Source organism: Candidatus Kosakonia sp. 282A-S69, from assembly GCF_029433855.1.
Lineage (GTDB): Bacteria > Pseudomonadota > Gammaproteobacteria > Enterobacterales > Enterobacteriaceae > Kosakonia > Kosakonia cowanii_A.
Genome location: NZ_JAROAU010000003.1, coordinates 2,342,093 through 2,368,145 on the forward strand (window position 1 = coordinate 2,342,093; position 26,053 = coordinate 2,368,145).

The 26,053-nt window shown below is 56.1% G+C and carries 18 protein-coding genes; 7 read left to right on the top strand and 11 right to left on the bottom strand.

Annotated features, from left to right (window positions below; all coding sequences use genetic code 11):
- Nucleotides 1-89: 89 nt before the first annotated feature.
- From serS to lrp, 5 genes are all read right to left on the bottom strand, one after another.
- Complete coding sequence (serS, locus tag PU683_RS16800) at nucleotides 90-1,382, bottom strand: serine--tRNA ligase (RefSeq protein ID WP_277173457.1); 1,293 nt, start codon at nucleotides 1,380-1,382, stop codon at nucleotides 90-92.
- Nucleotides 1,383-1,474: 92 nt separating this feature from the next.
- Nucleotides 1,475-2,818: a replication-associated recombination protein A gene (locus tag PU683_RS16805; protein ID WP_277173459.1), complete on the bottom strand. Its 1,344-nt coding sequence runs from the start codon at nucleotides 2,816-2,818 to the stop codon at nucleotides 1,475-1,477.
- A 9-nt stretch (nucleotides 2,819-2,827) separates the two neighbouring features.
- On the bottom strand, nucleotides 2,828-3,439 hold the full coding sequence (gene lolA / locus PU683_RS16810; RefSeq protein WP_277173461.1) for an outer membrane lipoprotein periplasmic chaperone LolA: 612 nt from the start codon (nucleotides 3,437-3,439) through the stop codon (nucleotides 2,828-2,830).
- Between the two features lie 117 nt (nucleotides 3,440-3,556).
- Nucleotides 3,557-7,513, bottom strand: coding sequence for a DNA translocase FtsK (ftsK, locus tag PU683_RS16815; protein WP_277173463.1), 3,957 nt, complete (start codon nucleotides 7,511-7,513; stop codon nucleotides 3,557-3,559).
- Between the two features lie 120 nt (nucleotides 7,514-7,633).
- Entirely contained in the window at nucleotides 7,634-8,128 is a 495-nt protein-coding gene (lrp, locus tag PU683_RS16820; RefSeq protein ID WP_000228469.1) for a leucine-responsive transcriptional regulator Lrp, read from the bottom strand.
- Nucleotides 8,129-8,679: 551 nt separating this feature from the next.
- Here lrp and trxB point away from each other — a divergent pair.
- From trxB to infA, 5 genes are all read left to right on the top strand, one after another.
- Complete coding sequence (trxB, locus tag PU683_RS16825; protein WP_277173465.1) at nucleotides 8,680-9,645, top strand: thioredoxin-disulfide reductase; 966 nt, start codon at nucleotides 8,680-8,682, stop codon at nucleotides 9,643-9,645.
- Nucleotides 9,646-9,760: 115 nt separating this feature from the next.
- The gene (gene cydD / locus PU683_RS16830; RefSeq protein WP_277173467.1) at nucleotides 9,761-11,527 is read left to right on the top strand and encodes a heme ABC transporter permease/ATP-binding protein CydD; all 1,767 of its coding nucleotides are present in this window, start codon (nucleotides 9,761-9,763) and stop codon (nucleotides 11,525-11,527) included.
- Nucleotides 11,528-13,249, top strand: coding sequence for a heme ABC transporter ATP-binding protein/permease CydC (cydC, locus tag PU683_RS16835; RefSeq protein ID WP_277173469.1), 1,722 nt, complete (start codon nucleotides 11,528-11,530; stop codon nucleotides 13,247-13,249).
- Between the two features lie 102 nt (nucleotides 13,250-13,351).
- On the top strand, nucleotides 13,352-14,053 hold the full coding sequence (gene aat / locus PU683_RS16840; RefSeq protein WP_277173471.1) for a leucyl/phenylalanyl-tRNA--protein transferase: 702 nt from the start codon (nucleotides 13,352-13,354) through the stop codon (nucleotides 14,051-14,053).
- 289 nt (nucleotides 14,054-14,342) lie between these two features.
- On the top strand, nucleotides 14,343-14,561 hold the full coding sequence (infA, locus tag PU683_RS16850) for a translation initiation factor IF-1 (protein WP_001040187.1): 219 nt from the start codon (nucleotides 14,343-14,345) through the stop codon (nucleotides 14,559-14,561).
- A 614-nt stretch (nucleotides 14,562-15,175) separates the two neighbouring features.
- Here infA and clpA read toward each other — a convergent pair.
- The 3 genes from clpA to PU683_RS16865 form a co-directional block, all read right to left on the bottom strand.
- Nucleotides 15,176-17,464, bottom strand: coding sequence for an ATP-dependent Clp protease ATP-binding subunit ClpA (gene clpA / locus PU683_RS16855; RefSeq protein ID WP_277173473.1), 2,289 nt, complete (start codon nucleotides 17,462-17,464; stop codon nucleotides 15,176-15,178).
- A 31-nt stretch (nucleotides 17,465-17,495) separates the two neighbouring features.
- The gene (gene clpS / locus PU683_RS16860) at nucleotides 17,496-17,816 is read right to left on the bottom strand and encodes an ATP-dependent Clp protease adapter ClpS (RefSeq protein ID WP_023481436.1); all 321 of its coding nucleotides are present in this window, start codon (nucleotides 17,814-17,816) and stop codon (nucleotides 17,496-17,498) included.
- Between the two features lie 333 nt (nucleotides 17,817-18,149).
- Nucleotides 18,150-19,406 (bottom strand): esterase/lipase family protein, encoded by a 1,257-nt coding sequence (locus PU683_RS16865; protein ID WP_431190949.1) that lies wholly within the window; start codon nucleotides 19,404-19,406, stop codon nucleotides 18,150-18,152.
- A gap of 470 nt (nucleotides 19,407-19,876) precedes the next feature.
- On the opposite strand from PU683_RS16865, the gene cspD reads away from it, so the two are divergent.
- Nucleotides 19,877-20,098, top strand: coding sequence for a cold shock-like protein CspD (cspD, locus tag PU683_RS16870; protein ID WP_277173478.1), 222 nt, complete (start codon nucleotides 19,877-19,879; stop codon nucleotides 20,096-20,098).
- 63 nt (nucleotides 20,099-20,161) lie between these two features.
- Here the strand turns inward: cspD and macB are convergent, their stop codons facing one another.
- On the bottom strand, nucleotides 20,162-22,108 hold the full coding sequence (gene macB, locus PU683_RS16875) for a macrolide ABC transporter ATP-binding protein/permease MacB (protein WP_277173480.1): 1,947 nt from the start codon (nucleotides 22,106-22,108) through the stop codon (nucleotides 20,162-20,164).
- Nucleotides 22,105-23,220 (bottom strand): macrolide transporter subunit MacA, encoded by a 1,116-nt coding sequence (macA, locus tag PU683_RS16880; RefSeq protein WP_277173482.1) that lies wholly within the window; start codon nucleotides 23,218-23,220, stop codon nucleotides 22,105-22,107. The genes macB and macA overlap by 4 nt, the downstream gene beginning before the upstream one ends.
- A gap of 159 nt (nucleotides 23,221-23,379) precedes the next feature.
- Between macA and PU683_RS16885 the strand changes: the two genes are divergently transcribed.
- Entirely contained in the window at nucleotides 23,380-24,336 is a 957-nt protein-coding gene (locus PU683_RS16885) for a VirK/YbjX family protein (protein WP_277173484.1), read from the top strand.
- Here PU683_RS16885 and PU683_RS16890 read toward each other — a convergent pair.
- On the bottom strand, nucleotides 24,333-25,991 hold the full coding sequence (locus tag PU683_RS16890) for an ATP-dependent endonuclease (protein WP_277173486.1): 1,659 nt from the start codon (nucleotides 25,989-25,991) through the stop codon (nucleotides 24,333-24,335). The genes PU683_RS16885 and PU683_RS16890 overlap by 4 nt on opposite strands.
- Between the last annotated feature and the right edge of the window lie 62 nt (nucleotides 25,992-26,053).

Genomic DNA, 26,053 nt, shown 5'->3' on the forward strand with positions numbered 1-26,053 from the left:
ATTCATGAAGATTAATAGCTGAGACGGACGTAAAAGGCCATAAAAAAAGCGCCCGCAGGCGCTTATCAAAACGTATTGTATCGGCAAGATTAACCGATGTACTCCAGCCCGTTCATATAAGGACGCAGCACTTCCGGCACCTCAATGCGGCCATCGGCCTGCTGGTAGTTTTCCAGCACCGCAACCAGCGTACGCCCCACTGCCAGACCCGAGCCGTTCAGGGTGTGCACCAGACGGGTTTTCTTATCGGACTTGCTGCGGCAGCGTGCCTGCATGCGACGCGCCTGAAAATCCCAGACGTTAGAGCAGGAGGAGATTTCGCGATAGGTATCCTGCGCCGGAACCCACACTTCAAGATCGTAGGTTTTGCAGGCACCGAAGCCCATATCACCGGTACAAAGCAGCACTTTGCGATAAGGCAGACCGAGCAGCTGCAGCACTTTCTCGGCGTGACCGGTCATCTCTTCCAGCGCCGCCATCGACTCTTCCGGGCGTACCACCTGCACCATTTCGACTTTATCGAACTGGTGCATACGGATCAGACCACGCGTGTCGCGACCGTAAGATCCCGCTTCAGAGCGGAAGCACGGCGTATGCGCGGTCATTTTGATCGGCAGACTCTCTTCATCGATAATTTCATCGCGCACAAGGTTGGTCAGCGGCACTTCCGCGGTCGGGATCAGCGCGTAGTTGCTGCTGTCGGACTCCTCTTCCAGCGGACGAGTATGGAACAGGTCGCCGGCGAATTTCGGCAGCTGGCCGGTACCATACAGGGTGTCGTGGTTGACCAGGTACGGCACATAGTTTTCCGCGTAGCCGTGCTGCTCAGTGTGCAGATCCAGCATGAACTGCGCCAGCGCGCGGTGCATACGGGCGATCTGCCCTTTCATCACCACGAAACGGGAGCCGGTCAGCTTCACCGCAGCGGCGAAATCCAGGCCGCTGTGCATTTCACCGAGGGTGACGTGATCGCGGATCTCGAAATCAAACTGGCGCGGCGTGCCCCAGCGGCTGACTTCAACGTTGTCATTCTCGTCACGCCCAACCGGAACGCTGTCATCAGGCAGGTTCGGAATGGTCAGCGCAATATCGCGGATCTCAGCCAGCAGCGTTTCCAGCTCGGCTTTTGCCGCGTCCAGCTCTTCACCCAGCTTGTTCACTTCCAGGCGTAATGGCTCGATATCTTCCCCGCGTGCTTTCGCCTGGCCGATGGATTTCGATCGTGAGTTACGCTCTGCCTGCAGATTTTCAGTGTTGACCTGCAGGACTTTACGACGCTCTTCGAGCGCGCGTAATTTCTCTACGTCCAGCTTAAAGCCCCGGCGTGCCAGTTTTTCAGCGACTGCGTCTGGCTCGGTACGCAGCAGATTGGGATCGAGCATGCTTTTCCTGTGCTTATCGAATTGAAATAAAAGGAACCCGACCGCAGAGTGCGATCGAGGGTATGAACCGTAACCTTACCGCAACGCCCGCACTAGCGGTAGCGTTTTATAGGGCTTTTATGATCCTGTTCAGCGAGCCAGGCGAGCTTTTCGCCAATCTTCCCTTCAAGGCCTCTATTTGTCGGCTGATAGTAGCGCGTTTCTGCCATTTCCTGCGGGAAATACTCCTCTCCGGCGGCAAAGGCGTTGGGTTCATCGTGGGCATAGCGATACTCCTGCCCGTACCCCATCTCCTTCATCAGTTTGGTCGGCGCGTTGCGCAGGTGCGGTGGCACATCATAATCGGGGCGCTGTCGCGCATCGGCCATCGCAGCTTTGAAGGCTTTATAGACGGCGTTGCTTTTTGGCGCGCAGGCCAGGTAGACAATCGCCTGTGCAATGGCGCGCTCGCCTTCGGCCGGACCAACGCGGGTAAAGCAATCCCACGCGGAGATAGCCACCTGCATAGCGCGCGGATCGGCATTGCCGACATCTTCAGAAGCAATAGCAAGACAGCGGCGCGCAACATAGAGCGGATCGCCACCTGCGGAGATAATACGTGCATACCAGTAGAGGGCGGCGTCTGGCGCACTCCCGCGCACCGATTTATGCAGAGCGGAGATCAGGTCGTAAAAACGGTCGCCTTTATTATCGAAGCGCGCGCTGCGCTCACCTGCGATTTCAGTAAGCAGCTCCGGGTTGAGCACACGCTTGCCGCTCTTATCAAGCTCGGCCATATCCGCCATCATCTCAAGGGTGTTGAGCGCACGGCGCGCATCGCCACCTACCAGCTCGGCAATTGCCAGCCGGGTTTCGTCCGGCAGAACGATATCCTGCCCGCCGTAACCGCGGGCTTTATCATCCATCGCCTGCGTCAATACCTGTTCAATATCGTCGGTGGTGAGGGATTTGAGCAGGTAAACGCGCGCGCGGGAGAGCAGTGCGGAGTTGAGTTCAAAGGAGGGGTTTTCGGTGGTCGCACCGATGAAGGTGATGGTGCCATCTTCAATATGCGGCAAAAAGGCATCCTGCTGGCTTTTGTTGAAGCGGTGGACCTCATCGACAAACAGAATGGTGCGGCGGCCGGCGTTACGGTTCTGACGGGCGCGCTCTATGGCTTCACGGATCTCTTTCACGCCGGAAGTGACCGCCGAGATGCGCTCGACATCCGCATTAGCATAGCGCGCAATCACTTCCGCCAGCGTAGTTTTGCCAGTGCCCGGCGGCCCCCAGAGGATCATCGAGTGCAGATGACCCGCTTCGATGGCGCGTGGCAGAGGTTTGCCCGGCGCCAGCAGGTGTTGCTGACCAATGTACTGCGCTAAATTTTCTGGCCGCATACGCGCGGCCAGAGGTTGAAACGTATTCTCAGAAAAATCGAGCGACATGTTACTCATGCACGCCTCTTACTTGCGTTGATCGTCAACCGTTACGCCCTGCGGCGGGGTAAAGGTGAATTTCGATGCGTCAACCGAGCCGTTCTGCTGCGCTTTCAGCTGGTAGCTGCTGCGCTGGTCATCCTGTTCGATGGCGCTGAACTGGTGGATGGTGCCATCGCGGCCGACGTTGATGGTGAACTGTTTCAGATTACCATTGCTGCTTTTTGGCGTCAGAACAAAATCATCACCCTTCTGTGCAATATTGTACTGCTGCCAGTCGCTGCTCTGGTTACGGGCAATCAGCATAAACGGAGTGTTGCTGGTGGCGTCTTTCAGCCAGGTTGCCGTCGCCTGTTCAACAAACGGGTTGTAGAACCACAGCGTTTTGCCGTCGGAAACCAGCACGCTCTCATCCGGCTGGGTCATATGCCAGTTAAACAGATTTGGACGTTTAACCCATAAATCACCCTGGCCCTCTTGTACCGCAGCGCCGCTGCCGTCGGTCACTTTCTGCGTGAAGCTGGCGTGGAAGCTGTTCACTTTATCGAGGCGGCTTTTCAGATCGCTTGCTGCATCTGCCCAGACATTGCTGACCACTAACGAGCCCATTAGCGCACAAACCATGGCGATTTTTTTCATTGTCATTCCTCTGATACGTCACTCCCGATGTGGGAGAATCCTTCTGTCACTCTAGAAAGCGAAACGCCAGAGTGACAGAAGAAAAAACTGAATTTGTAGTATTTACCTAACTTTGCATCATTCGAAGGGCGGTGGAGCCAGCACTTCACGGTTACCGTTGTGCCCCTGCTCGCTGACGATCCCCTGTGCTTCCATCTGTTCGATAATGCGCGCCGCACGGTTGTAGCCAATGCGGAACTGGCGCTGTACACCGGAGATCGAGGCTTTGCGCTTTTCGGTGACAAAGTTAACGGCCTGGTCGAAGAGCGGATCCAGCTCTTCACCGCCGTCAAAACTACCGCCACCGCCTTCGCTTTCGCTGTCGGAAGTGATGCCATCAACGTATTGCGGGCGTCCGCGCGCTTTCCAGTCCTGCACCACGGCGTGAACTTCCTGATCGCGAACAAACGCGCCATGCACACGCACCGGGGCCGAGGTTGAGTTCGGGCCGGAGTAGAGCATATCCCCCATGCCAAGCAGCGATTCTGCACCGCCCTGATCGAGGATAGTACGGGAGTCAATCTTGCTCGATACGGTAAAAGCAATACGCGTCGGGATGTTGGCTTTAATCAGCCCGGTGATGACATCCACAGAGGGGCGCTGGGTGGCCAGCACCAGGTGAATACCGGCGGCGCGCGCTTTCTGCGCCAGGCGGGCAATCAGCTCTTCCACCTTTTTCCCGACCGTCATCATCAGATCGGCAAACTCATCGACCATCACCACGATGTAGGGCAGTTTTTCCAGCACCGGATGTTCGGTTGCCATGCTATCGCCCGGCTTCCAGTAAGGGTCCGGGATGGGACGCCCCATCCGCGCAGCTTCGGCGATCTTCTCGTTGTAGCCTGCAAGGTTACGTACGCCCAGCGCCGACATCAGCTTATAGCGCCGCTCCATCTCATTGACGCTCCAGCGCAGCGCATTCGCTGCGTCTTTCATGTCGGTGACCACTTCGGTCAACAGATGCGGAATGCCTTCATAGACCGACAGCTCAAGCATTTTCGGGTCAATCATAATGAAACGCACATCTTCCGGCGTCGCTTTGTAGAGCATACTGAGGATCATGGCGTTCACACCGACCGACTTACCGGAACCGGTGGTACCAGCGACCAGCAGGTGCGGCATCTTCGCCAAGTCAGCAATCACCGGATCGCCAGCGATGTCTTTACCCAGCACCACGGTAAGGGGCGACGGACTTTCGCGGAATTTCACGCAGTCCAGCACTTCACGCAGATAGACGGTCTGGCGCTTCTTATTTGGCAGCTCAAGGCCAACATAAGGTTTCCCGGGGATCACTTCCACCACGCGCACAGCGACAGTTGAGAGCGAACGCGCCAGATCGCGCGACAGGTTAGAGATTCGTGCCGCTTTCACGCCAGGCGCGAGGTTGAGCTCAAAGCGGGTGATCACCGGACCCGGCGAGTAGTTCACCACGTCCGCTTTAATACGGAAGTCTGCCAGGCGAGCTTCGACCAGCCGCGCCATCTGCTCTAGCGCAAAAGTATCTACCGGCTCCACTTCCGCTGGCGGCTGCGTTAAGAGATCGAGCGACGGCAATGGTGTGGTCGGTTTCTGCACCGGGCGGCTGTCGCCATTACGCATTAGCAGCGGATGAATCAGGCTCTCCTGCGGCTGCGGAGCGGATTGCTGTTGCGCTGGCTGAGCGGGCTGACCATATGCTGGCGGCTGAACCGGCTGCGCAGCGGGCTGCTGATAATGTGGCGGCTGCTGGACAGGCTGACCATACGCTGGCGGCTGAACTGGCTGCGCAGCGGGCTGCTGATAATGGGGCGGCTGAGCAGGCTGCGCACCAGGCTGCTGATAGTGCGGCTGCTGGACAGGCGGCTGGTACTGAGGCTGTGCCGTGGCTTGCGGTTGCGGCGTGAAGAGCGGCGCGTTGGTACGCTCCTCATGAACGGTTCTCATCGCTGACAGGTCGGCATCTTCCGGCATAAAGGCCTGCGTCTGCTGTTCGCCTCCGTAGCGCTGCTGCTGGGACGCGGCAAACTGGCGAGCCAGTTCCGCCTCTTCCGCTTCGTCTTCATTATTGTCAGGATGAGGTGCAGCAAACTGCGGCGTTTCATGCTGATACTCTTCACCGTAGCGATCGTGCTGTGTCGCGGCAAACTGACGCGCCAGCTCGTTCTGCTGGAACATATCGGCATCGTCATCAGAGAGATGTTGATCTGGTTGACGCACCTCGTCTTCGCGTGCGCGCTCTTCAGCCATACGCTGCGAAGGCAGTTTAATGCCATAAGAGGCCAGTTCGCGACGCGTCGGTACACGCACGCGGTTAGGGCGAGGAAGCTGCGGGCCAATCCCCTCTTTTACCTGCGGACGCGGCGCACCACCAGCGAGACCAAACATCGGCGCGCTGGCTGCGGCAGCAGTTCCGGCAGTTGAAGCTGCCTGTGCTGCAGCGGGCAGAACGCTCTCAGCTGCAGGCGCGGTAGTCGGCTCCACTGCCGGTGGAACAGGCATCGACGACGGGGCTGGCCGGGTTACGGGTTCGGGCTCGGCAGGCTCCGGAATCGGCTGATACCAGGCGGCAAGCTGCTCTCGCTCGCGGGCACGTTTCTCTTCAACTTCTTCAAAGTAGTAGAGCGGCGGACGGGTATGCTTCGCCTCTTCCGCGACAGGTTCAGGTTCAATAACCGGCTCCGGCGGGGGGGCGATTTGCGGTTCAGGCTGCCACTGCTGAGCAGCGGGCTGCGGCTGCCAGTAGACCTCTTCCTGCTGCGGATGCGGCGTTACCGGCGCATCCGGCGTCCACGGCTCTTCCGCGATCGGCTGCTGCCACTCTGGCACGGCCTGCGCGGCAGGCGGCTGATAAGCAGCCGTTTCATCATAATTCGTTAGCTGCTGGTAAGCGGCATGCGGATCGGGTTGTACTGGTTGCGGGTAAGCGGCATGCGCATCGTCATGCGCCGGCGGCTGGTAAACGGCTTGTTGATCCGGATAACCAGGTGCCTGCTGAGCATGCTGCCATTCAGCAGGCTGAGGCGTTTGCATCACCGGTTCCGTTGGCGCAGCGAAGCTTTGGGCGGCAACAGTTGTCGCGACAGCAGCCGCTGCAACGGGTTCCGTTACGCTGCGCCCATGAAGCAGCGGATCGTACTCCTGCTCTACTTCCGTTGCGCGATGTCCCGAGAAGAGCACATCATCTGGCTGCGCAGGCACACCGCGCGCGCTGTAGGCGATCTCATCTTCATCGTCATCCATCCGCTTGCCGGAGAAGAGCGCTTCGTCGGTTTTGCGGCCCATCGGGTTGACGAACTTTTCGGCAATGCGTTTACGGCGTGCCAGCGCACCGCGCAGAATGCGGGCCCGGCGGGATTCGCGAGGCGCGTCGTTTACCTCGTCTTCGTCATACTCATCCTCTTCTTCATACTCTTCATCATCAACCCATGTGTCATCGCGACGGGTGCGGTTGGTGGCGAAGGTGAGAATATTGAGGACCACGCTGCCAATTTTTTCGGCAATGGTGACCCATGACCAACCGGTAAAGAGCGTCAGCCCAGCGGCCCAGATGCAGAGCAGTGCGAGCGTTCCACCGCTGCTGCGCAGCAGCGGTTGCAGCGTTGTGCTGAGCAGGCTGCCGATCACGCCACCCGAGGCAAAATACCAGATATCATCCGCGTTGATCGCCGCCAGACCGCAGGAGGTCAGGATTAGCGCCAGCGCGCCAATCAGGCGTAGCGAGACGGCGAAGTAGTCGATGTAATCTTCAGTGGCGCGATGACGCCAGGCAAACCAACAGCCACCGATAATAATGATCGGAATGGTGTAGGCCATAATGCCAAAGATGAAAAACAGGGTATCGGCCAGCCACGCACCGGGCACGCCACCAAGATTGTGGATCGGCTCGTGCCAGGCGGTCTGCGACCAGCTTGGATCGGAAGGGTTAAAGCTGAGAAGCGCCGCCATCAGCCAGATAGCAGAAAGAGAAACGAGGATCAGCAACGCTTCGAGGAGTCGGCGTCCACTGCTTAGCTTGTTAAAAGTGACTTCTTTGTCTTCGGTGTATTCCTGGCTCAAGACAGGCTCTCCAGGTCCTTGATGCTAAAACGGACAACAGCGCCGGGTCTCCCCGGCACTGTTGCTGTATGGATTAACAGGAGTGTAATCAAAAAACAGCGATTGTGCACCTGTTCCGTATTAGCGCGTCTTAATAACCAGACGATTACTCTGTTTGACCTCTTCCATCACCACGTAGGTGCGGGTGTCGTTTACGCCTGGCAGGCGTAACAGCGTTTCGCCCAGCAGTTTGCGGTAGGCCGACATATCCGGTACGCGCGTTTTCAGCAAGTAGTCAAAATCACCAGAAACCAGATGACACTCCTGAATTTCTTCAAGTTTTTGCACTGCAGCGTTGAATTGTTCGAATACATCCGGCGCACCACGATTCAGAGTAATCTCAACGAAGACCAGCAGTGATGCATCCAGATAGTGTGGGTTAAGCAGCGCTGTATAGCCCTGAATAAACCCCTGTCTTTCCAGCCTGCGCACGCGCTCAAGGCACGGCGTAGGGGAAAGGCCTACTCGTTTAGAAAGCTCGACGTTGGAAATACGCCCATCTTTTTGCAGTTCATTTAAAATATTGCGATCAATGCGGTCGAGATCTTTGCCAGGGCGCTTCTTGCTATCTACCATTATTATTGTCTCTCTGTATTCCTTCCCTACTCCTGTCTTGACCCTGCGCACTTCACTGTTCAGGATCTTTGCCCATCGTATTATGCCGCGCGCCAGTATGCTGACCGTTGCATAATCCCAGGGGCTGTGTTGAGAAGACCGGTGCCTGCGGCAGCTATCGATATCACGGATGGCGTCTGTCCACGCCATGCGTAGATTTCACTAGCCCGGTAAAAATGGCATTTACATGCGTAAACGTGCGTTACGCGCGAAATACTGCTTTTTTTCTTCCTTTGATGTTTTCGCAAAAGCGCAGGGGATTGTCAAAGCAAAACATCTTTTTTTAGTACAACATGCCAGATATTCATCAAGGTCGATTCCTTATCCTCATTTATTCATCTTATAACTATCTTTTTATCAGCAGAGATTGTTATGTTTTTGGCATAAAGCATTGCCCCGCCATCGGTCTTTTCTATCACACACATCGTTAACAAAATCGCTACGCCCTTTTTTTACGCCCGCAAATTCCCTACAATCCAGCCCAATGTCTGCCAAACAATAATGAGGATCTCATGGGGACGGCCAAACACAGTAAGCTGCTTATCCTTGGTTCAGGCCCTGCCGGTTATACCGCAGCGGTCTATGCTGCGCGTGCAAACCTGCAGCCGGTGCTGATCACCGGTATGGAAAAAGGCGGTCAGCTCACCACCACCACTGAAGTGGAAAACTGGCCGGGCGACCCGCACGATCTGACTGGCCCGGGTCTGATGGAGCGCATGCATGAACATGCGACAAAATTTGATACTGAAATCATTTTTGACCATATCAACAGCGTCGATTTACAGAAGCGTCCGTTCCGCCTGGTTGGCGATAGCGCCGAGTACACCTGCGATGCGCTGATCATCGCCACCGGTGCCTCCGCGCGCTATTTAGGTCTCGCCTCTGAAGAGGCCTATAAAGGGCGCGGTGTTTCCGCCTGCGCCACCTGCGACGGTTTCTTCTACCGCAACCAGAAAGTCGCGGTCATCGGTGGCGGCAACACTGCAGTTGAAGAAGCGCTCTATCTGGCGAATATCGCCTCTGAAGTGCACCTGATCCACCGCCGCGATACCTTCCGCGCGGAGAAGATCCTGATCAAACGTCTGATGGATAAAGTGGAAAGCGGCAATATTGTGCTGCATACGCACCGTACGCTGGAAGAGGTGACGGGCGATCAGATGGGCGTTAGCGGTCTGCGCCTGCGCGACACACAGAACGCAGATAATATCGAATCGCTGGAGGTTGCCGGTCTGTTTGTCGCCATCGGCCACAGCCCAAACACCGCGATTTTCGACGGTCAGCTTGAGCTGGAAAACGGCTACATCAAGGTGCAGTCCGGTATCCACGGCAACGCGACGCAAACCAGCATTCCCGGCGTCTTTGCCGCAGGTGACGTGATGGATCACATCTATCGTCAGGCGATCACCTCCGCGGGCACCGGCTGTATGGCGGCGCTGGATGCTGAGCGCTACCTTGATGGGCTGGCGGATCTGAAATAATCTTTACAAGTCAGTAACAAAGGTAAATAAGGCGACATTAAGTCGCCTTTATTTTTGCACCGTTGTAACATTGCGCAGGCTAAAAAATCCGATAACTTCACCTGCAAAGCGCGCAATGAATAAAACCCGTCAGCAAGAACTCACTCGCTGGTTAAAACAGCAAAGCATTATCTCCCGTCGTTGGTTGACGCTCTCCCGCCTGCTTGGCATGGTAAGTGGCGTCCTGATCATTGCGCAAGCATGGCTGCTTGCCAGAATTCTCAACCATATGATTATCGAGCATATTCCACGCGAGGCACTGCTGCTGCCCTTCGCGCTGCTGGTGCTGGTCTTTATTCTGCGCAGCTGGGTGGTCTGGCTGCGCGAGCGGGTAGGGTTTCATGCTGGCGCGCAGATCCGCTTCGCGATACGCCGCCGCGTGCTGGATCGTCTGCAGCAGGCTGGCCCGGCATGGATTCAGGGGAAACCCGCCGGCAGCTGGGCGACGCTTATCCTTGAGCAAATCGACGATATGCATGACTTTTACGCCCGTTATTTGCCGCAAATGGCGCTGGCGGCGAGCGTACCGCTACTGATTGTTATCACCCTTTTTCCGATTAACTGGGCTGCGGCGCTGATCCTGCTTGGCACCGCGCCGCTGATCCCGCTGTTTATGGCGATGGTCGGGATGGGCGCAGCCGATGCCAACCGCCGCAACTTTAAAGCGCTGGCACGCCTGAGCGGCCACTTCCTCGACCGCTTGCGCGGCATGGAGACGCTGCGCATTTTTGGCCGTGGCGAAGCGGAAACGGAAAGCATCCGCCGTGCGTCGCAGGATTTTCGCAGCCGCACTATGGAAGTGCTGCGCCTGGCATTTCTCTCCTCCGGCGTACTGGAATTTTTCGCCTCGCTCTCTATCGCACTGGTCGCCGTTTACTTTGGCTTCTCCTATCTTGGCGAACTCAATTTTGGTCATTACGGTACCGGCGTAACGCTGTTTGCTGGCTTCCTCGCACTGGTGCTGGCGCCGGAGTTTTTCCAGCCGCTGCGCGATCTGGGCACCTTTTACCACGCGAAAGCGCAGGCAGTCGGCGCGGCGGATAGCCTGAAAACCTTTATGGAAGCGCCGCTCGCCCATGCACAACGGGGCGATATCACGCTCAACACGGGTGAACCCGTCACCCTGACGGCAGAAGATCTGATCGTCAAATCGCCTGAAGGCGCAGTGCTGGCCGGGCCGCTCACCTTTACCCTCTCCTCTAAAGAGCGGGTGGTGATAGTCGGGCGCAGCGGATCGGGAAAAAGTTCGCTGATTAACGCGCTGTTAGGTTTCCTGCCTTATGAAGGCTCACTGCGCGTTAACGGTATTGAACTGAGCGCGCTCGATCCCGACTGCTGGCGCAACGCGATTAGCTGGGTCGGTCAAAACCCTCAATTGCCCGCCGCCACGCTGCGCGAGAATGTGCTGTTATCATGCCCGGATGCCAGCGAAACGAAGTTACAGGCTGCGCTGGATAAGGCGTGGGTCAGCGAGTTTCTGCCGCTGTTACCGGAAGGACTGGAAACGCAGCCTGGCGATCAGGCCATCCGTCTCTCCGTAGGCCAGGCGCAGCGTATTGCCGTTGCCCGCGCTCTGCTCTCCTCCTGCCAGTTACTTCTGCTGGATGAGCCCTCCGCCAGCCTTGATGCGCACAGCGAGCAGCGTGTGATGCAGGCGTTGACCACCGCTTCGCATCAGCAGACGACGCTGATGGTGACTCACCAGCTGGAAAATCTCGCCGAGTGGGACGCCGTTTGGGTGATGCAGGAGGGGCGTATTGTTGAACAGGGCAGCTATGGCGAGCTTGCCGCCGCCAGGGGCGCTTTTGCCGCGCTACTGGCACACCGTCAGGAGGAGATTTAAATGCGCGCCTTGCTGCCTTATCTCGCATTATATAAACGCCATAAATGGATGCTAACACTGGGCGTGGTGCTGGCGGTCGTCACGCTGCTGGCCAGTATTGGCCTGTTAACGCTTTCCGGCTGGTTCCTCTCGGCATCAGCGGTAGTCGGTGTCGCCGGGCTCTATAGTTTCAACTATATGTTGCCCGCCGCCGGTGTGCGTGGCGCGGCGATCACCCGTACCGCCGGGCGCTATTTCGAGCGGCTGGTCAGCCACGATGCGACGTTCCGCGTGCTGGAACATCTGCGTGTCACTACCTTCAGCAAACTGTTACCTCTCTCCCCCGCCGGGCTGGCGCGTTTTCGTCAGGGCGATGTGCTTAACCGCGTGGTTGCCGATGTCGATACGCTCGATCACCTCTATCTGCGCGTGATGTCGCCGCTGGTGGGTGCGCTGGTGGTAATTATTGTGGTGCTGGTCGGGCTGAGCGTGCTCGATTTCTCACTGGCGCTGACGTTGAGCGGCATTATGCTGGCAACACTACTTATTCTGCCGCCTCTCTTTTATCGCGTCGGCAAAGCAACAGGGGAAAACCTCACCGCGCTGCGCGGCCAGTATCGTCAACAGTTGACCAGCTGGCTGCAGGGTCAGGCGGAGCTCACCATTTTTGGTGCCAGCCAGCGTTACCGCGAGCAGCTGGAAAATACCGAAGTAAGCTGGCACGAGGCGCAGCGCCGCCAGTCCGATCTGAGCGCAGTGTCGCAGGCCCTGATGCTTGCGATTAGCGGCGCGGCGGTAATTATTATGCTGTGGTTCGCCTCCGGTGATGTCGGCGGTAATACCGAGCCCGGCGCGCTGATCGCACTGTTTGTCTTCTGTGCGCTGGCAGCGTTTGAAGCGCTCGCCCCGGTGACCGGCGCTTTCCAGCATCTTGGGCAAGTTATCGCCTCAGCCACGCGGGTGACGCAGCTTACCGACTGTCAGCCTGAAGTCACTTTTCCCGCAACGCGCACGGCCGTGCCGCAGCAGGTTAGCGTGGCGCTGACCGACGTGTCGTTCAGCTATCCTGGACAACCACAGCGGGCACTGGACTCTCTCAGCCTATCGATTGCTGCAGGCGAACATGTCGCTATTTTAGGCCGCACGGGCTGTGGTAAATCGACCCTTTTGCAGCTGTTGACGCGAGCATGGGACCCGCGGCAGGGTGAGATTTGTTTACAGGATCGCCCGTTGCGCTCTTATGCCGAGGCCGATCTGCGCTCCCTTATCACGATGGTGCCGCAGCGCGTTCATCTCTTCAGCGCCACGCTGCGCGATAACTTATTGCTGGCTTCGCCGCAGGCAAGCGATGAGAGGCTAAGCGCGACGCTGGAACGCGTGGGGCTGGAGAAGCTACTCGATGAGAATGGCCTTAACGCCTGGCTTGGTGAGGGTGGGCGTCAGCTCTCCGGCGGCGAACTGCGCCGCCTGGCGATTGCGCGCGCACTGCTGCATGATGCTCCGCTGGTGTTACTGGATGAGCCGACCGAGGGACTTGATGCTTCTACCGAGAGCCAAGTACTTGATCTTCTTGATGAAGTGATGAAAGGCAAAACCCTGTTAATGGTCACACATCGTCTGCGTGGGCTGGCGGATTACGATCGAATAATTGTAATGGACAACGCGCAAATAATTGAGCAAGGTAATCACGCAGCGTTAATGGCGAAACAGGGGCGGTACTACCAGTTTAAGCAGCGTCTGTAGCAGTTTGACTCATTTTCGCTCTCGCCTTGCCGACACTGAAGCGAGAGCGAAAAATGACGATATTAACAGAAGTCACTTGTCGCATTGTGGAGCGTTGTGGTCATGCGCCTGGTTCAGCTTTCTCGTCACTCTATTGCATTCCCTTCGCCGGAAGCGGCGCTGCGCGAACCTAACGGCCTGCTGGCGCTGGGTGGCGACTTAAGCCCGGCGCGCTTGCTGATGGCCTATCAGCGCGGGATTTTCCCGTGGTTCTCGCCTGGCGATCCTATCCTCTGGTGGTCGCCCGATCCGCGCGCCGTCTTGTGGCCGGAAAACTTTCACGTCAGCCGCAGTATGAAGCGTTTTCATAAAACCTCCCCTTATCGGGTGACGCTGAATCATGCTTTCGGCCAGGTCATTGATGGCTGTTCGGACGATCGTGACGAAGGTACCTGGATCACGCCCGATATCGTTATGGCCTACCATCGTTTGCATGAGCTGGGTCATGCGCACTCGATTGAAGTGTGGGAAGGGGATGCGCTGGTGGGTGGAATGTATGGCGTCGCGCAGGGTTCACTTTTCTGCGGGGAGTCGATGTTCAGCCGACGCGTAAATGCCTCGAAAACTGCCCTGCTGGTCTTTAGCGAAGAGTTTGCGAGACTCGGTGGTAAATTGATTGATTGCCAGGTGCTTAATAGCCATACCGCATCCCTTGGCGCGGTGGAGATACCCCGTCGCGACTATCTGCAACATCTTGCGGAACTCCGTCAGGTGCCGCTGCCTTCGCATTTTTGGGTGCCCCGCCGGCTCTTTCCGGCTCGTTGAAGAATGTTTTCGGCACAATTGTATTCAGAGTGTTATAATGGTCGCTCGTAGCAGCTTTTGCCTGTTGCCCCGCCCCATCCGGGAGTCGTTCGTATCAGGGATGCCCTTCGTTTACTTCTACCGCTCCCCTTTACGGTTGCGCTTTACTGGCGCTCTGGCTGCGGCGTGCGGGGAATCGGCAAAAGCTGTTTTGCTGCGTTTTATCAGCACAAATCTTTACTTAACACATGAACTTCGGCATTATCTTGCCGATTCAAAAAATTATGGTAGTGATACCCCCGAGGATTAGATGGCCAAAGAAGACAATATTGAGATGCAGGGTACCGTTCTTGAAACGTTACCTAATACGATGTTCCGCGTAGAACTGGAAAACGGTCACGTGGTCACTGCGCATATCTCTGGTAAGATGCGTAAAAACTACATCCGTATCCTGACGGGCGATAAAGTGACTGTGGAACTGACCCCGTACGACCTGAGCAAAGGCCGCATTGTCTTCCGTAGCCGCTAAGATCTTCCGCTAGCGCAACTGCGCACCTAATTGAAAGGCCGGGAAATCCCGGCCTTTTCTGTTTCTGCTTCAGGGGCTATTTAAAAATCGTTTATAACGATCAGGGATAGTGACAGCCCCCCCGCGCGCGACAGAGGGCCCATTCGCCTGTACCGACATCCGGGCCGGATGCCGGATCGCGACAAATTGGCCACCATTTGCTCTGCACGTTGCAGATGTCTGCCTGACCTGTAAGCGGAGCAAGCAGTAAGAAACTCAGCAAAACGGGTGTAAGAAAATGCCTCATTTAATCTCCTCCTTTTTGACCAACTTGTGAATCCTTTGCACAACATGGCAATAACCCATCTCAGCGCTATTGCGCGTAAAACAACCTACAAAAAATCAACCTTATTGGCAATATTTTCATTAATATCAATAATTTAAATTAAGAACATTTGCACTACCTGCCGCAGTTAGCTCTGCCGATCCCGGTTGTGACACGGTTTTAATGCGGCACAGCATCATGTTCGCAGGTTGATCACAGGGAGGGGGAATGCCGGTTTTTCTCGTGCGCTTATTAAGCAGGCATAAAAAAACCGGGCCATGAGAGCCCGGTTTGATGAGTTAAGCAGAGATTAGTGTGCCGCTTCCGGTTTGTGCTTCTGCGCACTGTGGAAACCATACTCCAGCTCATTCTTCTCTTTATTCAGCGTGACGATGACCTGCCCGCCATCAACCAGCGATCCGAACAGCAATTCGTTGGCGAGCGGTTTCTTCAGGTTGTCCTGAATTACGCGCGCCATCGGTCGGGCCCCCATTGCACGGTCATAGCCTTTCTCTGCCAGCCAGTCGCGCGCTTCCTGGCTGACTTCCAGCGAAACACCCTTCTGATCCAGCTGCACCTGAAGCTCGACGATGAATTTGTCGACCACCTGGTGAATCACCTCGGTAGACAAATGATCGAACCAGATGATGTTGTCCAGACGGTTGCGGAACTCCGGCGTAAAGATCTTTTTGATCTCTTCCATCGCATCGGTGCTGTTATCCTGGTGGATCAGGCCGATAGATTTACGCTCGGTTTCACGCACCCCGGCGTTGGTGGTCATCACCAGCACGACGTTGCGGAAATCGGCCTTGCGCCCATTGTTATCGGTCAGCGTCCCGTTATCCATCACCTGCAGCAGGATGTTAAAGACATCAGGATGCGCTTTTTCAATCTCATCAAGCAGCAGAACCGCATGCGGATGTTTGATCACCGCGTCGGTCAACAGGCCGCCCTGATCAAAACCGACATAGCCCGGAGGCGCACCGATCAAACGGCTCACGGTGTGGCGCTCCATATACTCGGACATATCAAAACGCAGCAGCTCAATGCCAAGCGCTTTCGACAGCTGCACCGTCACTTCTGTTTTACCGACACCGGTTGGGCCAGCAAACAGGAAGGAGCCGACCGGTTTATGCTCCTGACCCAGCCCTGCGCGGCTCATTTTGATCGCTTCGGTTAAGGCCTCAATGGCTTTATCCTGACCAAACACCAGCATTTTCAGACGGTCGCCGAGGTTTTTCAGCGTATCGCGATCGCTCTGCGAGACGCTCTTCTCAGGAATACGCGCGATGCGGGCAACCACGGATTCAATATCCGCCACGTTGACCGTTTTCTTGCGTTTGCTGACCGGCATCAGCCGCGCCCGAGCGCCAGCCTCATCGATCACATCAATCGCTTTGTCCGGCAAGTGACGGTCATTAATATATTTCACCGCCAGCTCAACCGCGGCACGTACCGCTTTCGCCGTGTAACGCACATCGTGGTGCGCTTCATATTTCGGCTTCAGGCCGTTGATAATCTGTACCGTCTCCTCAACGGAAGGTTCAGTGATATCAATTTTCTGGAAGCGGCGCGCCAGCGCGCGATCTTTTTCAAAGATGTTGCTGAACTCCTGATAGGTCGTGGAGCCCATCACACGGATCTTACCGCTGGAGAGCAGCGGTTTAATCAGGTTCGCAGCATCAACCTGCCCGCCGGACGCAGCGCCCGCACCGATGATGGTGTGGATCTCATCGATAAAAAGAATGCTGTTACTGTCCTGCTCAAGCTGTTTCAGCAGCGCCTTAAAGCGTTTTTCGAAATCGCCGCGGTATTTAGTACCCGCAAGCAGCGAGCCGATATCCAGCGAGTAGATGGTGCAGTCGGCCATAATTTCCGGCACATCGCCCTGCACAATTCGCCATGCCAGCCCTTCGGCAATCGCCGTTTTACCGACACCCGACTCCCCGACCAGCAGCGGGTTGTTTTTGCGGCGGCGGCACAGCACCTGAATGGCGCGCTCAAGCTCTTTGCCGCGACCAATCAGCGGATCGATTCCGCCCACGCGAGCAAGCTGATTGAGATTGGTGGTGAAGTTTTCCATACGTTCCTCCCCGCCTGCTTGCTCTTCGCTGCTCGCCTGGCTGCTACTGCTGCTGCCCGCGTCAGAGGATGGACCCGGCTCGTCTTTGCGCGTGCCGTGAGAGATAAAGTTCACCACGTCAAGGCGGCTGACTTCGTGTTTGCGCAGCAGGTAAGCCGCCTGCGACTCCTGCTCGCTAAAGATGGCAACCAGCACGTTCGCCCCGGAGACTTCGCTGCGCCCGGACGACTGAACGTGAAACACCGCGCGCTGCAGAACGCGCTGGAAGCTGAGCGTCGGTTGCGTGTCTCGCTCCTCTTCGCTCATCGGCAGAACGGGTGTGGTTTGTTCGATGAAGGCCTCGAGTTCCTGCCGCAGCGCCACCAGATCCACGGAACACGCCTCCAGCGCATCACGGGCAGATGGGTTACTGAGCAGAGCCAGTAACAAGTGCTCGACGGTCATAAACTCATGTCGGTGCTCGCGCGCTCTGGCGAAAGCCATGTTTAAACTGAGTTCCAGTTCTTGATTGAGCATAGGCACCTCCCCCAAGTTTTATTGCCTGACGTCAGGCTTTTTCCAGCGTACACAGCAACGGATGCTCGTTCTCCCTTGCATATTTGTTCACCATGGCAACTTTCGTCTCCGCGACCTCGGCGGTGAAGACACCGCAGATAGCCTTACCGTGATAGTGAACCGTTAGCATCAGTTGCGTTGCACGTTCAACATCATAAGAAAAGAACTTTTGTAGCACGTCAATAACAAATTCCATTGGCGTGTAGTCATCGTTCATGATCATCACTTTGTACATCGATGGCGGTTTGAGCGCGTCGCGCAGTTTATCTTCCGCCAATTGCTCAAAATCCAGCCAGCTATTGCTCTTGCCCATCGTTAGCGCTTCATCTTAGGTTACAGGTTCCGGCGCACGTCTAATCGGCCGATTACATGAGTTTAGATGCATTTTCAATCAGCATCAGATGTCAGGCAACTATAATGGATCGCCCTGCGTTTGAATAACAACATTAAGTGGATGGTTATCTGAAGACGTCCTGCTAGTGCACATTATATGGCTCGATTATAGGTTTTTTTGGCGATCCTTGCCATTTCACCTGTGTAAAAAGATCTCAAAGTATCTTATTTTTCTTGTTCTTAATTTTTAAATATCTAACCAAATAAAAAACGAACCGCTGAGGGTTCGTCTTTTTCATTAATATTAAAGCTATTAATCCAGCTCCAGTAATGACTTCGCAACATCGGCATAAAAGGCATTAACGTAAGCCTGCGGTATGACATCAAATCCCATAAAATCGAAGTGATCCCAATCTTGCATTACCGGGTAATAGCTCCACTGCCCTTTTTTCGGTTGACCATCATAGGGCTTCGCATCGACCCCAAAGGGGTAATAACTCGATACCACGTTTACCAGGCCATCATTCGCCGTCCAGGTGGCATTAATTAACGACGTTTCCGGATCGGTAATGGTTTTTCCCATATAGGTTGCCGAAGGTATAAGCAGCGGGTTGGTATAGACGCCAGGGATCTGGAAAGAGGTGAACGGCACGCCAACGGTGGTTTTACCGGTATGCGCGAAATAATAGACGTTGGGCTTAGTCTCCAGATACTGCTTATTCGCGCTGACGCCAACCACCGAGAGATCGTAAGAAGCAATATCCTTTGAATTCCAGATACTACTGCTGAAAACATCCTGAATATAGTCAACGAGACTCTCGTCCGGATCGCGGCGCAGCCCAAACTGATCGAGTTTGAAATCATAAACAAATGAAGAGAGGGACGATACGCCGGCAATACTTGCCGCTTTGCGGACCATATCTTCAATCAGACCAACCATCAGGTTTTTATTCTGCGCAAACGACGTGCCGTTATTTGGCGTAGCAACGGTTGAGACGCTGAAAACAAAGTCTTTCCCCCCTTCAAAAAGCGGGGAGAGCTCCGTTTCCGGGTGCGACTCATGGTAAGCGCGCTCCTCTTCGCTGCCATCCTGCAGCATATCCACCAGCTGGCGGCTGGTTAATCCGCCCATACTGTGCCCAACCAGGTGGATTTTGTGGTGCTCGTCCCAGTGCGGATAGATGCCGGGATAGGTTTTCCCAAAGCGTGCATGATTCGCTTTCAGCGAATGGGCAGCCCCATAATCAACGGTGCCACCTTTAATGTAGTAATAGAGTTCAACCGCGCGATCCCAGTTACTGGAAACCGGGCCGACCACGGCGGCATAAGACTCCATACCATTGCTATTTAAATAGGCAATAGTGTCATCAAACCCGCCCCAATATTTGAAGCCCAATAACTCATCCGGTCCCCAACCCCCTAAGCCATGGACAAAAATGAGGGGATAATGATTGCCTTTTTGCGCCGTATTAAGCGGAGTAGTGTCAACGGATTCAGCCGAAACGGAGGAGGAATTGATAAGCGAAGCTGATACTAATAGCGCTAAAGATAATTTCGTTAAAGTTTTCAATGTAACTTCATCCTTTTTTATTTAAACCAACGTTGCGTCGCTAATAGTACCTTTAGCCATACTTTTCTTTTCAGCCCTCAAACTGGATTAATACACAAGAATGCTCTCGGATAATTTTTGAAAAATCGTATTACCCGGCAAGGACAATTAATTTAATTGCTTTAGGATAATTCACGTGAATTAATAACTTATTAAATTACATTTTAAATTAAGCGTAATTAAGGTTTGTATTGCGCAACGCATTGCTCTGGAATAGCTATATTCGAGATCTGCATCACATTTTTTACCATAGCGTTAACTGCTTCAAAAAATTGATGCGCTATCTCCCAGAATGCTTGCCAAATGCTTGACGCATTATACGAATTATCTAAATTGTAGAGTCGTGAGTTGGCGAGGTTTTGAACAGCCCGCCGCTCCACCACCGGTTCATTCCATCTTACTTAAATAAGTTTTACGAAGGATGTCGAAGCATGGAAATGGGTACTGTTAAGTGGTTCAACAATGCCAAAGGGTTTGGCTTCATCTGCCCGGAAGGCGGTGGTGAAGATATCTTCGCCCATTACTCCACCATCCAGATGGATGGTTACAGAACGTTAAAAGCCGGGCAGACGGTCCGGTTTGATGTACACCAGGGCCCTAAAGGCAATCATGCCAGTCTTATCGTGCCAGTAGAAATGGAAGCGATAGCCTGACGCCTGTGGCTTCGTCGTGTACAGAGTGCAGTGAAATGCCAGCCCGGTGGGCTGGCATTTTTATTACTCCCGCGCCAGGGCATCGACCGGATCGAGCCGGGCGGCATTGCGGGCAGGAAGCCAGCCAAAAAGCACGCCGGTAAAGGTGGAGCACAAAAACGCTGTTAACAGCGCAACCGGTGAGAAGCCAATTTCCCAGCCGGGGAGAAAGAGCTGGAGAGTAAAGGCGATCAGCATTGACAGCATCACCCCCAGCGCACCGCCCACCAGGCAGACAAACACAGCCTCGATCAGAAACTGCGACAGCACATCGCCCGCCCGTGCGCCCACCGCCATCCTGATACCGATCTCCCGGGTACGCTCGGTGACCGACACCAGCATAATGTTCATCACACCAATCCCGCCTACCAGCAGCGAGATCACCGCCACCAGCGTTAAAAAGAGCTGCAGCGTGCGGGTGGTTTTCTCGGCCGTTTTCAGTACCCCGTCCATGTTCCAGACGAAGAAATCCTTTTTACCGTGGCGAAGGTTTAACAGCTGCGTCAGCTGCTGCTCGGCTTGTTCGCTGCTGTAGCCCTCATTTACGCGCACGGTAATGGAGTTGAGCCATGACTGGCCCATAATTCGCCCGGCGATAGTGCTGTAAGGCAGCCAGACGCGCAGGATCTTGCTGCTGCCAAACATCGACTGCTTCTCCTCCGCCACACCAATCACCGTCGCTGGCATGTTACCAACCAGAATCACTTCGCCCACCACGCTGGCCTTATCGGGGAAGAGCTGCCGCCGGGTATTGCTGTCGAGCACCACGACCTGCGCTCGCCTGCCCTGCTGCTCGGCGTTAAAGGCGGTGCCTTCGCTAAACGTCATGCCGTAGACGTTAAAATATTGCCCGCTCACGCCGTTGGCGCTTGCCGCCACGTCGATATTGCCGTAACGCAGACGCAGGTTTTGCGACACCGATGGCGTGGCTGAACGCACCCACGGCTGCTTTTGAATGGCAAGCAGATCGTCATACTTCAGCGCCTGCTGGTTTTGCGGCTCATCATCACCGAAATCTTTACCGGGATAGACATCAATGGTGTTAGTACCGATAGAGCGGATATCGGCCAGTACCAGCTGCTTGGCCGCATCGCCCACCACCACAATCGACACGACCGAAGCGATACCGATAATAATGCCGAGCATGGTGAGCAGAGTACGCATCTTGTTGGCGGCCATCGCCCGCCAGGCCATGGTCAGCGCCTCCTGAAAACGGCTGGTGAACTGCCGCCAGCCCCCCACGGACGCGACAATGCCTTCATGTTTCGCCGCAGAGGGCGCGGCGGTTTTTGCCGGCGGGTTAGCAATAATTTCGCCATCGCGGATCTCAATGATCCGCTCTGCCTGCGCGGCCACTTGCGGATCGTGGGTGACGATAATCACCGTGTGGCCGCGATCGCGTAGCTGATGTAGGATCGCCATCACCTCTTCGCCGGAGTGGCTGTCGAGCGCGCCGGTCGGCTCATCGGCGAGGATCACCTGCCCGCCGTTCATCAAGGCGCGGGCAATACTGACGCGCTGCTGCTGGCCCCCCGAGAGCTGAGAGGGTTGATACTCGCTGCGTTCACCAAGCCCGAGGCGCGTCAGCAGTTCTTTAGCGCGCGCCAGCCGCGCTTTGCGCTCCGTCCCGGCATAGACCGCCGGGACTTCGACATTCTGCGCGGCGGTGAGATGAGAAAGCAGGTGGTAACGCTGAAAGATAAAACCAAAGTGCTCACGGCGCAGCTGCGCCAGCGCATCGCCGCTGAGTGTCGAGACATCCGTTCCCGCCACGCGGTAGGTGCCGCGGGTCGGTTTATCGAGACAGCCGAGGATGTTCATCAGCGTCGATTTACCGGAGCCGGAAGCGCCCACAATCGCCACCATCTCGCCTGCATTAATGGTGAGCGTAATCCCTTTCAGCACTTCAACCATGCCGTCACCGGAGGGGTAACTGCGGCGGATATCATTCAGTTCAAGGAGGGCGGTCATTGCGCCGCGCCCTCTTTCCGCTCGCCGATCACCACTTCATCGCCCGCGTCCAGCCCTTTGACCACCACCACATCGGTATCGTTACGCGCGCCGAGAATCACCTCGCGCTCGCGCGTTTCGCCATTGCGCAGCACTTTGACTTTATAGCGGTTATCGCCAACCGGATCGCCAAGCGCCGCCAGCGGAATGGTCAACACGTTTTTCTGCCCGGTGAGCTGGATCTGCACCTGCGCGGTCATCTCCAGGCGCAACACGCCCTGTGGGTTGGGTACTTCAAAACGCGCGTAGTAGAAGATGGCATCGTTCACCTTCTCCGGCGTCGGCAGAATATCTTTCAATACCCCTTCATAGCGGGTGCCCGGATCGCCCAGCACGGTAAACCACGCTTTTTGCCCCGGTTTGAGGTGAATAACATCTGCTTCAGAGACCTGCGCTTTCACCAGCATCGTGCTCATGTCCGCGACCGTCAGAATGTTCGGCGCCTGCTGCATGGCAATCACCGTCTGCCCCTCGAGGGTGGTAATTTGCGTTACTTCACCATCCATCGGTGCCAGGATGCGGGTGTAATCGAGGTTGGTTTTTGCGGTATCGAGCGTCGCCTGGTTACGTTTGATCTGCGCATCGATGGTGCCGATCTGCGCCTGTTTCACGGCAACATCCGTTGCCGAGGTATCGAGATCCTGGCGCGACACCAGGTGGCTCTGCACCAGTTGCTGCTGACGTCCATAGGTCACCTGCGCGAGCTTTAGCTCGGCCTGCGCCTGGCGGCGCTGCGCGCGCAGCTCCATCAGCGTCGCTTCCACTTCCTTAATCTGGTTTTCCGCCTGCGCCGGGTCGATGATCCCCAGCAGCTGATCCTTCTTCACCTTATCGCCGATATTGACCGTCAGGCGTTGTAACTCACCGTTGACCTGCGCGCCGACGTCCACTTTGCGAAGCGCGTCAAGCTTACCGGTCGCCAGCACCATTTGTTGCAGCTCGCCTGGCTTAACAATCAGCGTCTGATACTGCACCACCGGCGCATTTAACTTGCTCCAGAGCCAGAAGGCCGCCAACACAATGATGGCGATCAGCACTAACAACCCTGTCCTGCGTTTTCCCTTCAGTTTCATAAAATTTCCAGATAATAGGACATGCGATGAGGAAGACAATTTTAACTAAACAGCGGCTCAACGAAACCACATCTTCGCATTTTCTCCCTTATTCATTGAACAGGCGTTGAGTCAGCATCTGATGAAATTGCCTTCTCTTTGTGAAATGTGAGTTGCACCATGTCCGTTATCGCTACTGTTTTCCAACCTCAACGGCCGCTACCGAAAACGGCCTGGCAGCTATTCGCTTCGCTGATTACCGGTAACTTGGTGCCGGGTCCCGCCTGGGAGAAAGGCTCCCATCGGCGTAAATTCCTGCTGCGCTCGCTGGCGATGCCCTTTGCCACCGCGCACTTTTTGTCACGCCTTGTTGACCAGCCACACCTTGCCCGCAAGCTGCATATGCAGCCGGGTCTGCCGTGCCGGTTACATCGCCCGTGGCTCTCCGTCAATCTGACGCGTCAACAGACCAGCGAGGCGATCTGCTGGCATTACGACGCGTTTCATCGTCTGCTGCCCGAAGGGATGGTCAACAGCTATCTCACTACGGCGGGCTGCACGCTGGCCCGGCTGACCGGGAGAGATGAGCAGAGTTACACCATCCGTCTCTGGTCAGACGCCGCGCTGGATAAAGAGGGTGAAGCAACGCTCACCTTCTATGACGCGCTGGAGACGCCGCTGGCGCGCCTCACCTTCACCATCTGCCCCTTTAACGGCATGACCACGCTCTATATTGGCGGGCTGCAAGGGCCAAAATCCCATGTGCCGCACGAAGCGATCCAGGGCGCGACCAAAGCCTGCCACGGGCTGTTTCCCAAACGGCTGCTGGTTGAAGCGGCCATGATGCTGGCGCAGTTCCTCGAAGTGGAAGCTATCCGCGCGGTGAGCAATGAAACGCACATCTACCAGAGCCTGCGCTACCGTAAGAAAAAGCTGCGTCAACTGCATGCAGATTACAACAGCTTCTGGGCGTCACTGGGTGGCGTTGTCGATGGGCAGAGAGACTTTGTGCTGCCATTAATGATGCAGCGTAAACCGATTGAGGAGATCGCCAGCAAAAAACGCGCAGAGTATCGTCGCCGTTATGAGTTGCTCGACAGCCTGCAAAGCCAGACTGCCGAACGCTGCCAGCGCTAATCGGCTCTCCCGCGCGCCAGCCACAGCACGCGGGAGAACATTTTACGCAGCAGCGGCGGGATCGCCTCCACGCCGCGCCTGCCCGCTTCCATCGCCACCTCAATCGCCAGATCCGGTTTTGACGCACGGTGGATCGCCTTGGTGATCACCCGGTGCGCATTCATCGGCACATTTGCCGGCAGCTGCGCCACGCGGTGATAGACATCATGAAACCCTTCCCGGTACATAAAATGCTCCATGTCGCGCGCCGGCAGTTCGGTTAAATGGACCCGCACCTGATCGGGATGGTTATCGAGTACGCCACGCACGGTAGCGGCATATTTTTTCCCCGCTTCGTCACCATCAACCAGCACATGCCACTCAATGCCCATCCGCCGGGCGAATTTGATCAGCGGCTTCAGGCCGGACTGGGCGAACTCAATCACCTTTATCCCTTCGGCATCGAAATGGTGCCCACACTGGCGCGCAAGATCGCTAATCACCCACGTTTCCGTTTCTCCCTCGACCAGCAGCCAGCAGCGGGCAAAGAGCGCCGAAGGGCGGTTGACACGAATATGAAACGCGATGCGCCGCCCATCCTCTGCGCTAAGCCCGCCCGGCCCGAGACGCCAGGCCGCGACGCGGGAGGATTCACGCACCAGCCGGCAGACATGCTCAACGGGCGTCAGCGACAGCAGTTCGCCGGAGTTAGTCGTGGTAATACGCTGCAGCGGCAGCAGGTTTAGCAACTGCCAGGCAACAGAGAGCATAATCGGATGCAGCCGCGTTTCGGGATCCTCCACCAACAGTAGCGGACGCGCATCACGGTCAAGGTGCACAGAGCCTTTAGCCTGTAGCAGCGTGGAGAAGAAGCCCAGCAGGATCACCCGGTACATGCGCCCGCCGGGCTTATCAATCATGCGGTTGATGGTATCGAGGTAGCGCCAGCTGCGCTGCTCATCATGGGAGCGACGCCGCATCAAACGCGGAAGCGACGTGCCGCTGCCCTGCTCGGCAAAGTAGTGCTCCAGCAGTTGCACCATCGCTGACAACCCGTGGCGGATCTGCGCATCGGTCAGGTTTTGCGGACGCGAGACCAGCTCGCGGGAGAGAAAATCGAGCTGACGCGCGGTGCTCTCCAGCAGCGGCACCTGTGGCTCGCCACCGCTGCGCAACCGCCGCATAAAACGCGCATCGCGCAGGCGTAACACCGGTGAGAGGCGAATCAGGTGGCGCGCCATCTCATCACTGTCACCTAACGGCAGCAGTTCACCTCTGGTGTCGAGAAAACCGCGCAACGTCCTCACCTCGCCCCCGGCAGAGAGCTCCCCCTCGTGGCGGTAAAAGAGACGGTGATAACCATCATCACTGGGCACCCAGCAGTCGGCCAGCGGGCGATAGCGCCGCGTTTTGTGCCGCCCAGGTTCCGATTCACGAAAGGTGAGAATAATGTGCAGGTGGTGCTCGCGGCCGTTGATATCCCCCGGCGGGAACCAGAAGTCATCGCGCACAAAGTGGTAGAGATCGTTTTGCGGCGACAGCAGCAGGGTAAGCGCGTCCAGCAGGCTCGATTTGCCCCACGCATTCTCACCAATCAACACGTTGTTCTGTTCAAGCTGCAATGAGAGGCGATTAATACCCCGAAATCCCACAACCTCAACTCGCTCCAGAATCATCTCTCTTCCTCCTGGTCTCTCGCCCTCTCCCAACAGCATCACGACATGGGGGGAGCGCCATC

Excerpts from the sequence above, each read along its gene's own strand:
- serS (WP_277173457.1), bottom strand. The coding sequence starts at position 1,382 with ATGCTCGATCCCAATCTGCTGCGTACCGAGCCAGACGCAGTCGCTGAA.
- PU683_RS16805 (WP_277173459.1), bottom strand. The coding sequence starts at position 2,818 with ATGAGTAACATGTCGCTCGATTTTTCTGAGAATACGTTTCAACCTCTG.
- lolA (WP_277173461.1), bottom strand. The coding sequence starts at position 3,439 with ATGAAAAAAATCGCCATGGTTTGTGCGCTAATGGGCTCGTTAGTGGTC.
- lrp (WP_000228469.1), bottom strand. The coding sequence starts at position 8,128 with ATGGTAGATAGCAAGAAGCGCCCTGGCAAAGATCTCGACCGCATTGAT.
- trxB (WP_277173465.1), top strand. The coding sequence starts at position 8,680 with ATGGGGACGGCCAAACACAGTAAGCTGCTTATCCTTGGTTCAGGCCCT.
- cydD (WP_277173467.1), top strand. The coding sequence starts at position 9,761 with ATGAATAAAACCCGTCAGCAAGAACTCACTCGCTGGTTAAAACAGCAA.
- cydC (WP_277173469.1), top strand. The coding sequence starts at position 11,528 with ATGCGCGCCTTGCTGCCTTATCTCGCATTATATAAACGCCATAAATGG.
- aat (WP_277173471.1), top strand. The coding sequence starts at position 13,352 with ATGCGCCTGGTTCAGCTTTCTCGTCACTCTATTGCATTCCCTTCGCCG.
- infA (WP_001040187.1), top strand. The coding sequence starts at position 14,343 with ATGGCCAAAGAAGACAATATTGAGATGCAGGGTACCGTTCTTGAAACG.
- clpA (WP_277173473.1), bottom strand. The coding sequence starts at position 17,464 with ATGCTCAATCAAGAACTGGAACTCAGTTTAAACATGGCTTTCGCCAGA.
- clpS (WP_023481436.1), bottom strand. The coding sequence starts at position 17,816 with ATGGGCAAGAGCAATAGCTGGCTGGATTTTGAGCAATTGGCGGAAGAT.
- cspD (WP_277173478.1), top strand. The coding sequence starts at position 19,877 with ATGGAAATGGGTACTGTTAAGTGGTTCAACAATGCCAAAGGGTTTGGC.
- macB (WP_277173480.1), bottom strand. The coding sequence starts at position 22,108 with ATGACCGCCCTCCTTGAACTGAATGATATCCGCCGCAGTTACCCCTCC.
- macA (WP_277173482.1), bottom strand. The coding sequence starts at position 23,220 with ATGAAACTGAAGGGAAAACGCAGGACAGGGTTGTTAGTGCTGATCGCC.
- PU683_RS16885 (WP_277173484.1), top strand. The coding sequence starts at position 23,380 with ATGTCCGTTATCGCTACTGTTTTCCAACCTCAACGGCCGCTACCGAAA.
- PU683_RS16890 (WP_277173486.1), bottom strand. The coding sequence starts at position 25,991 with ATGATTCTGGAGCGAGTTGAGGTTGTGGGATTTCGGGGTATTAATCGC.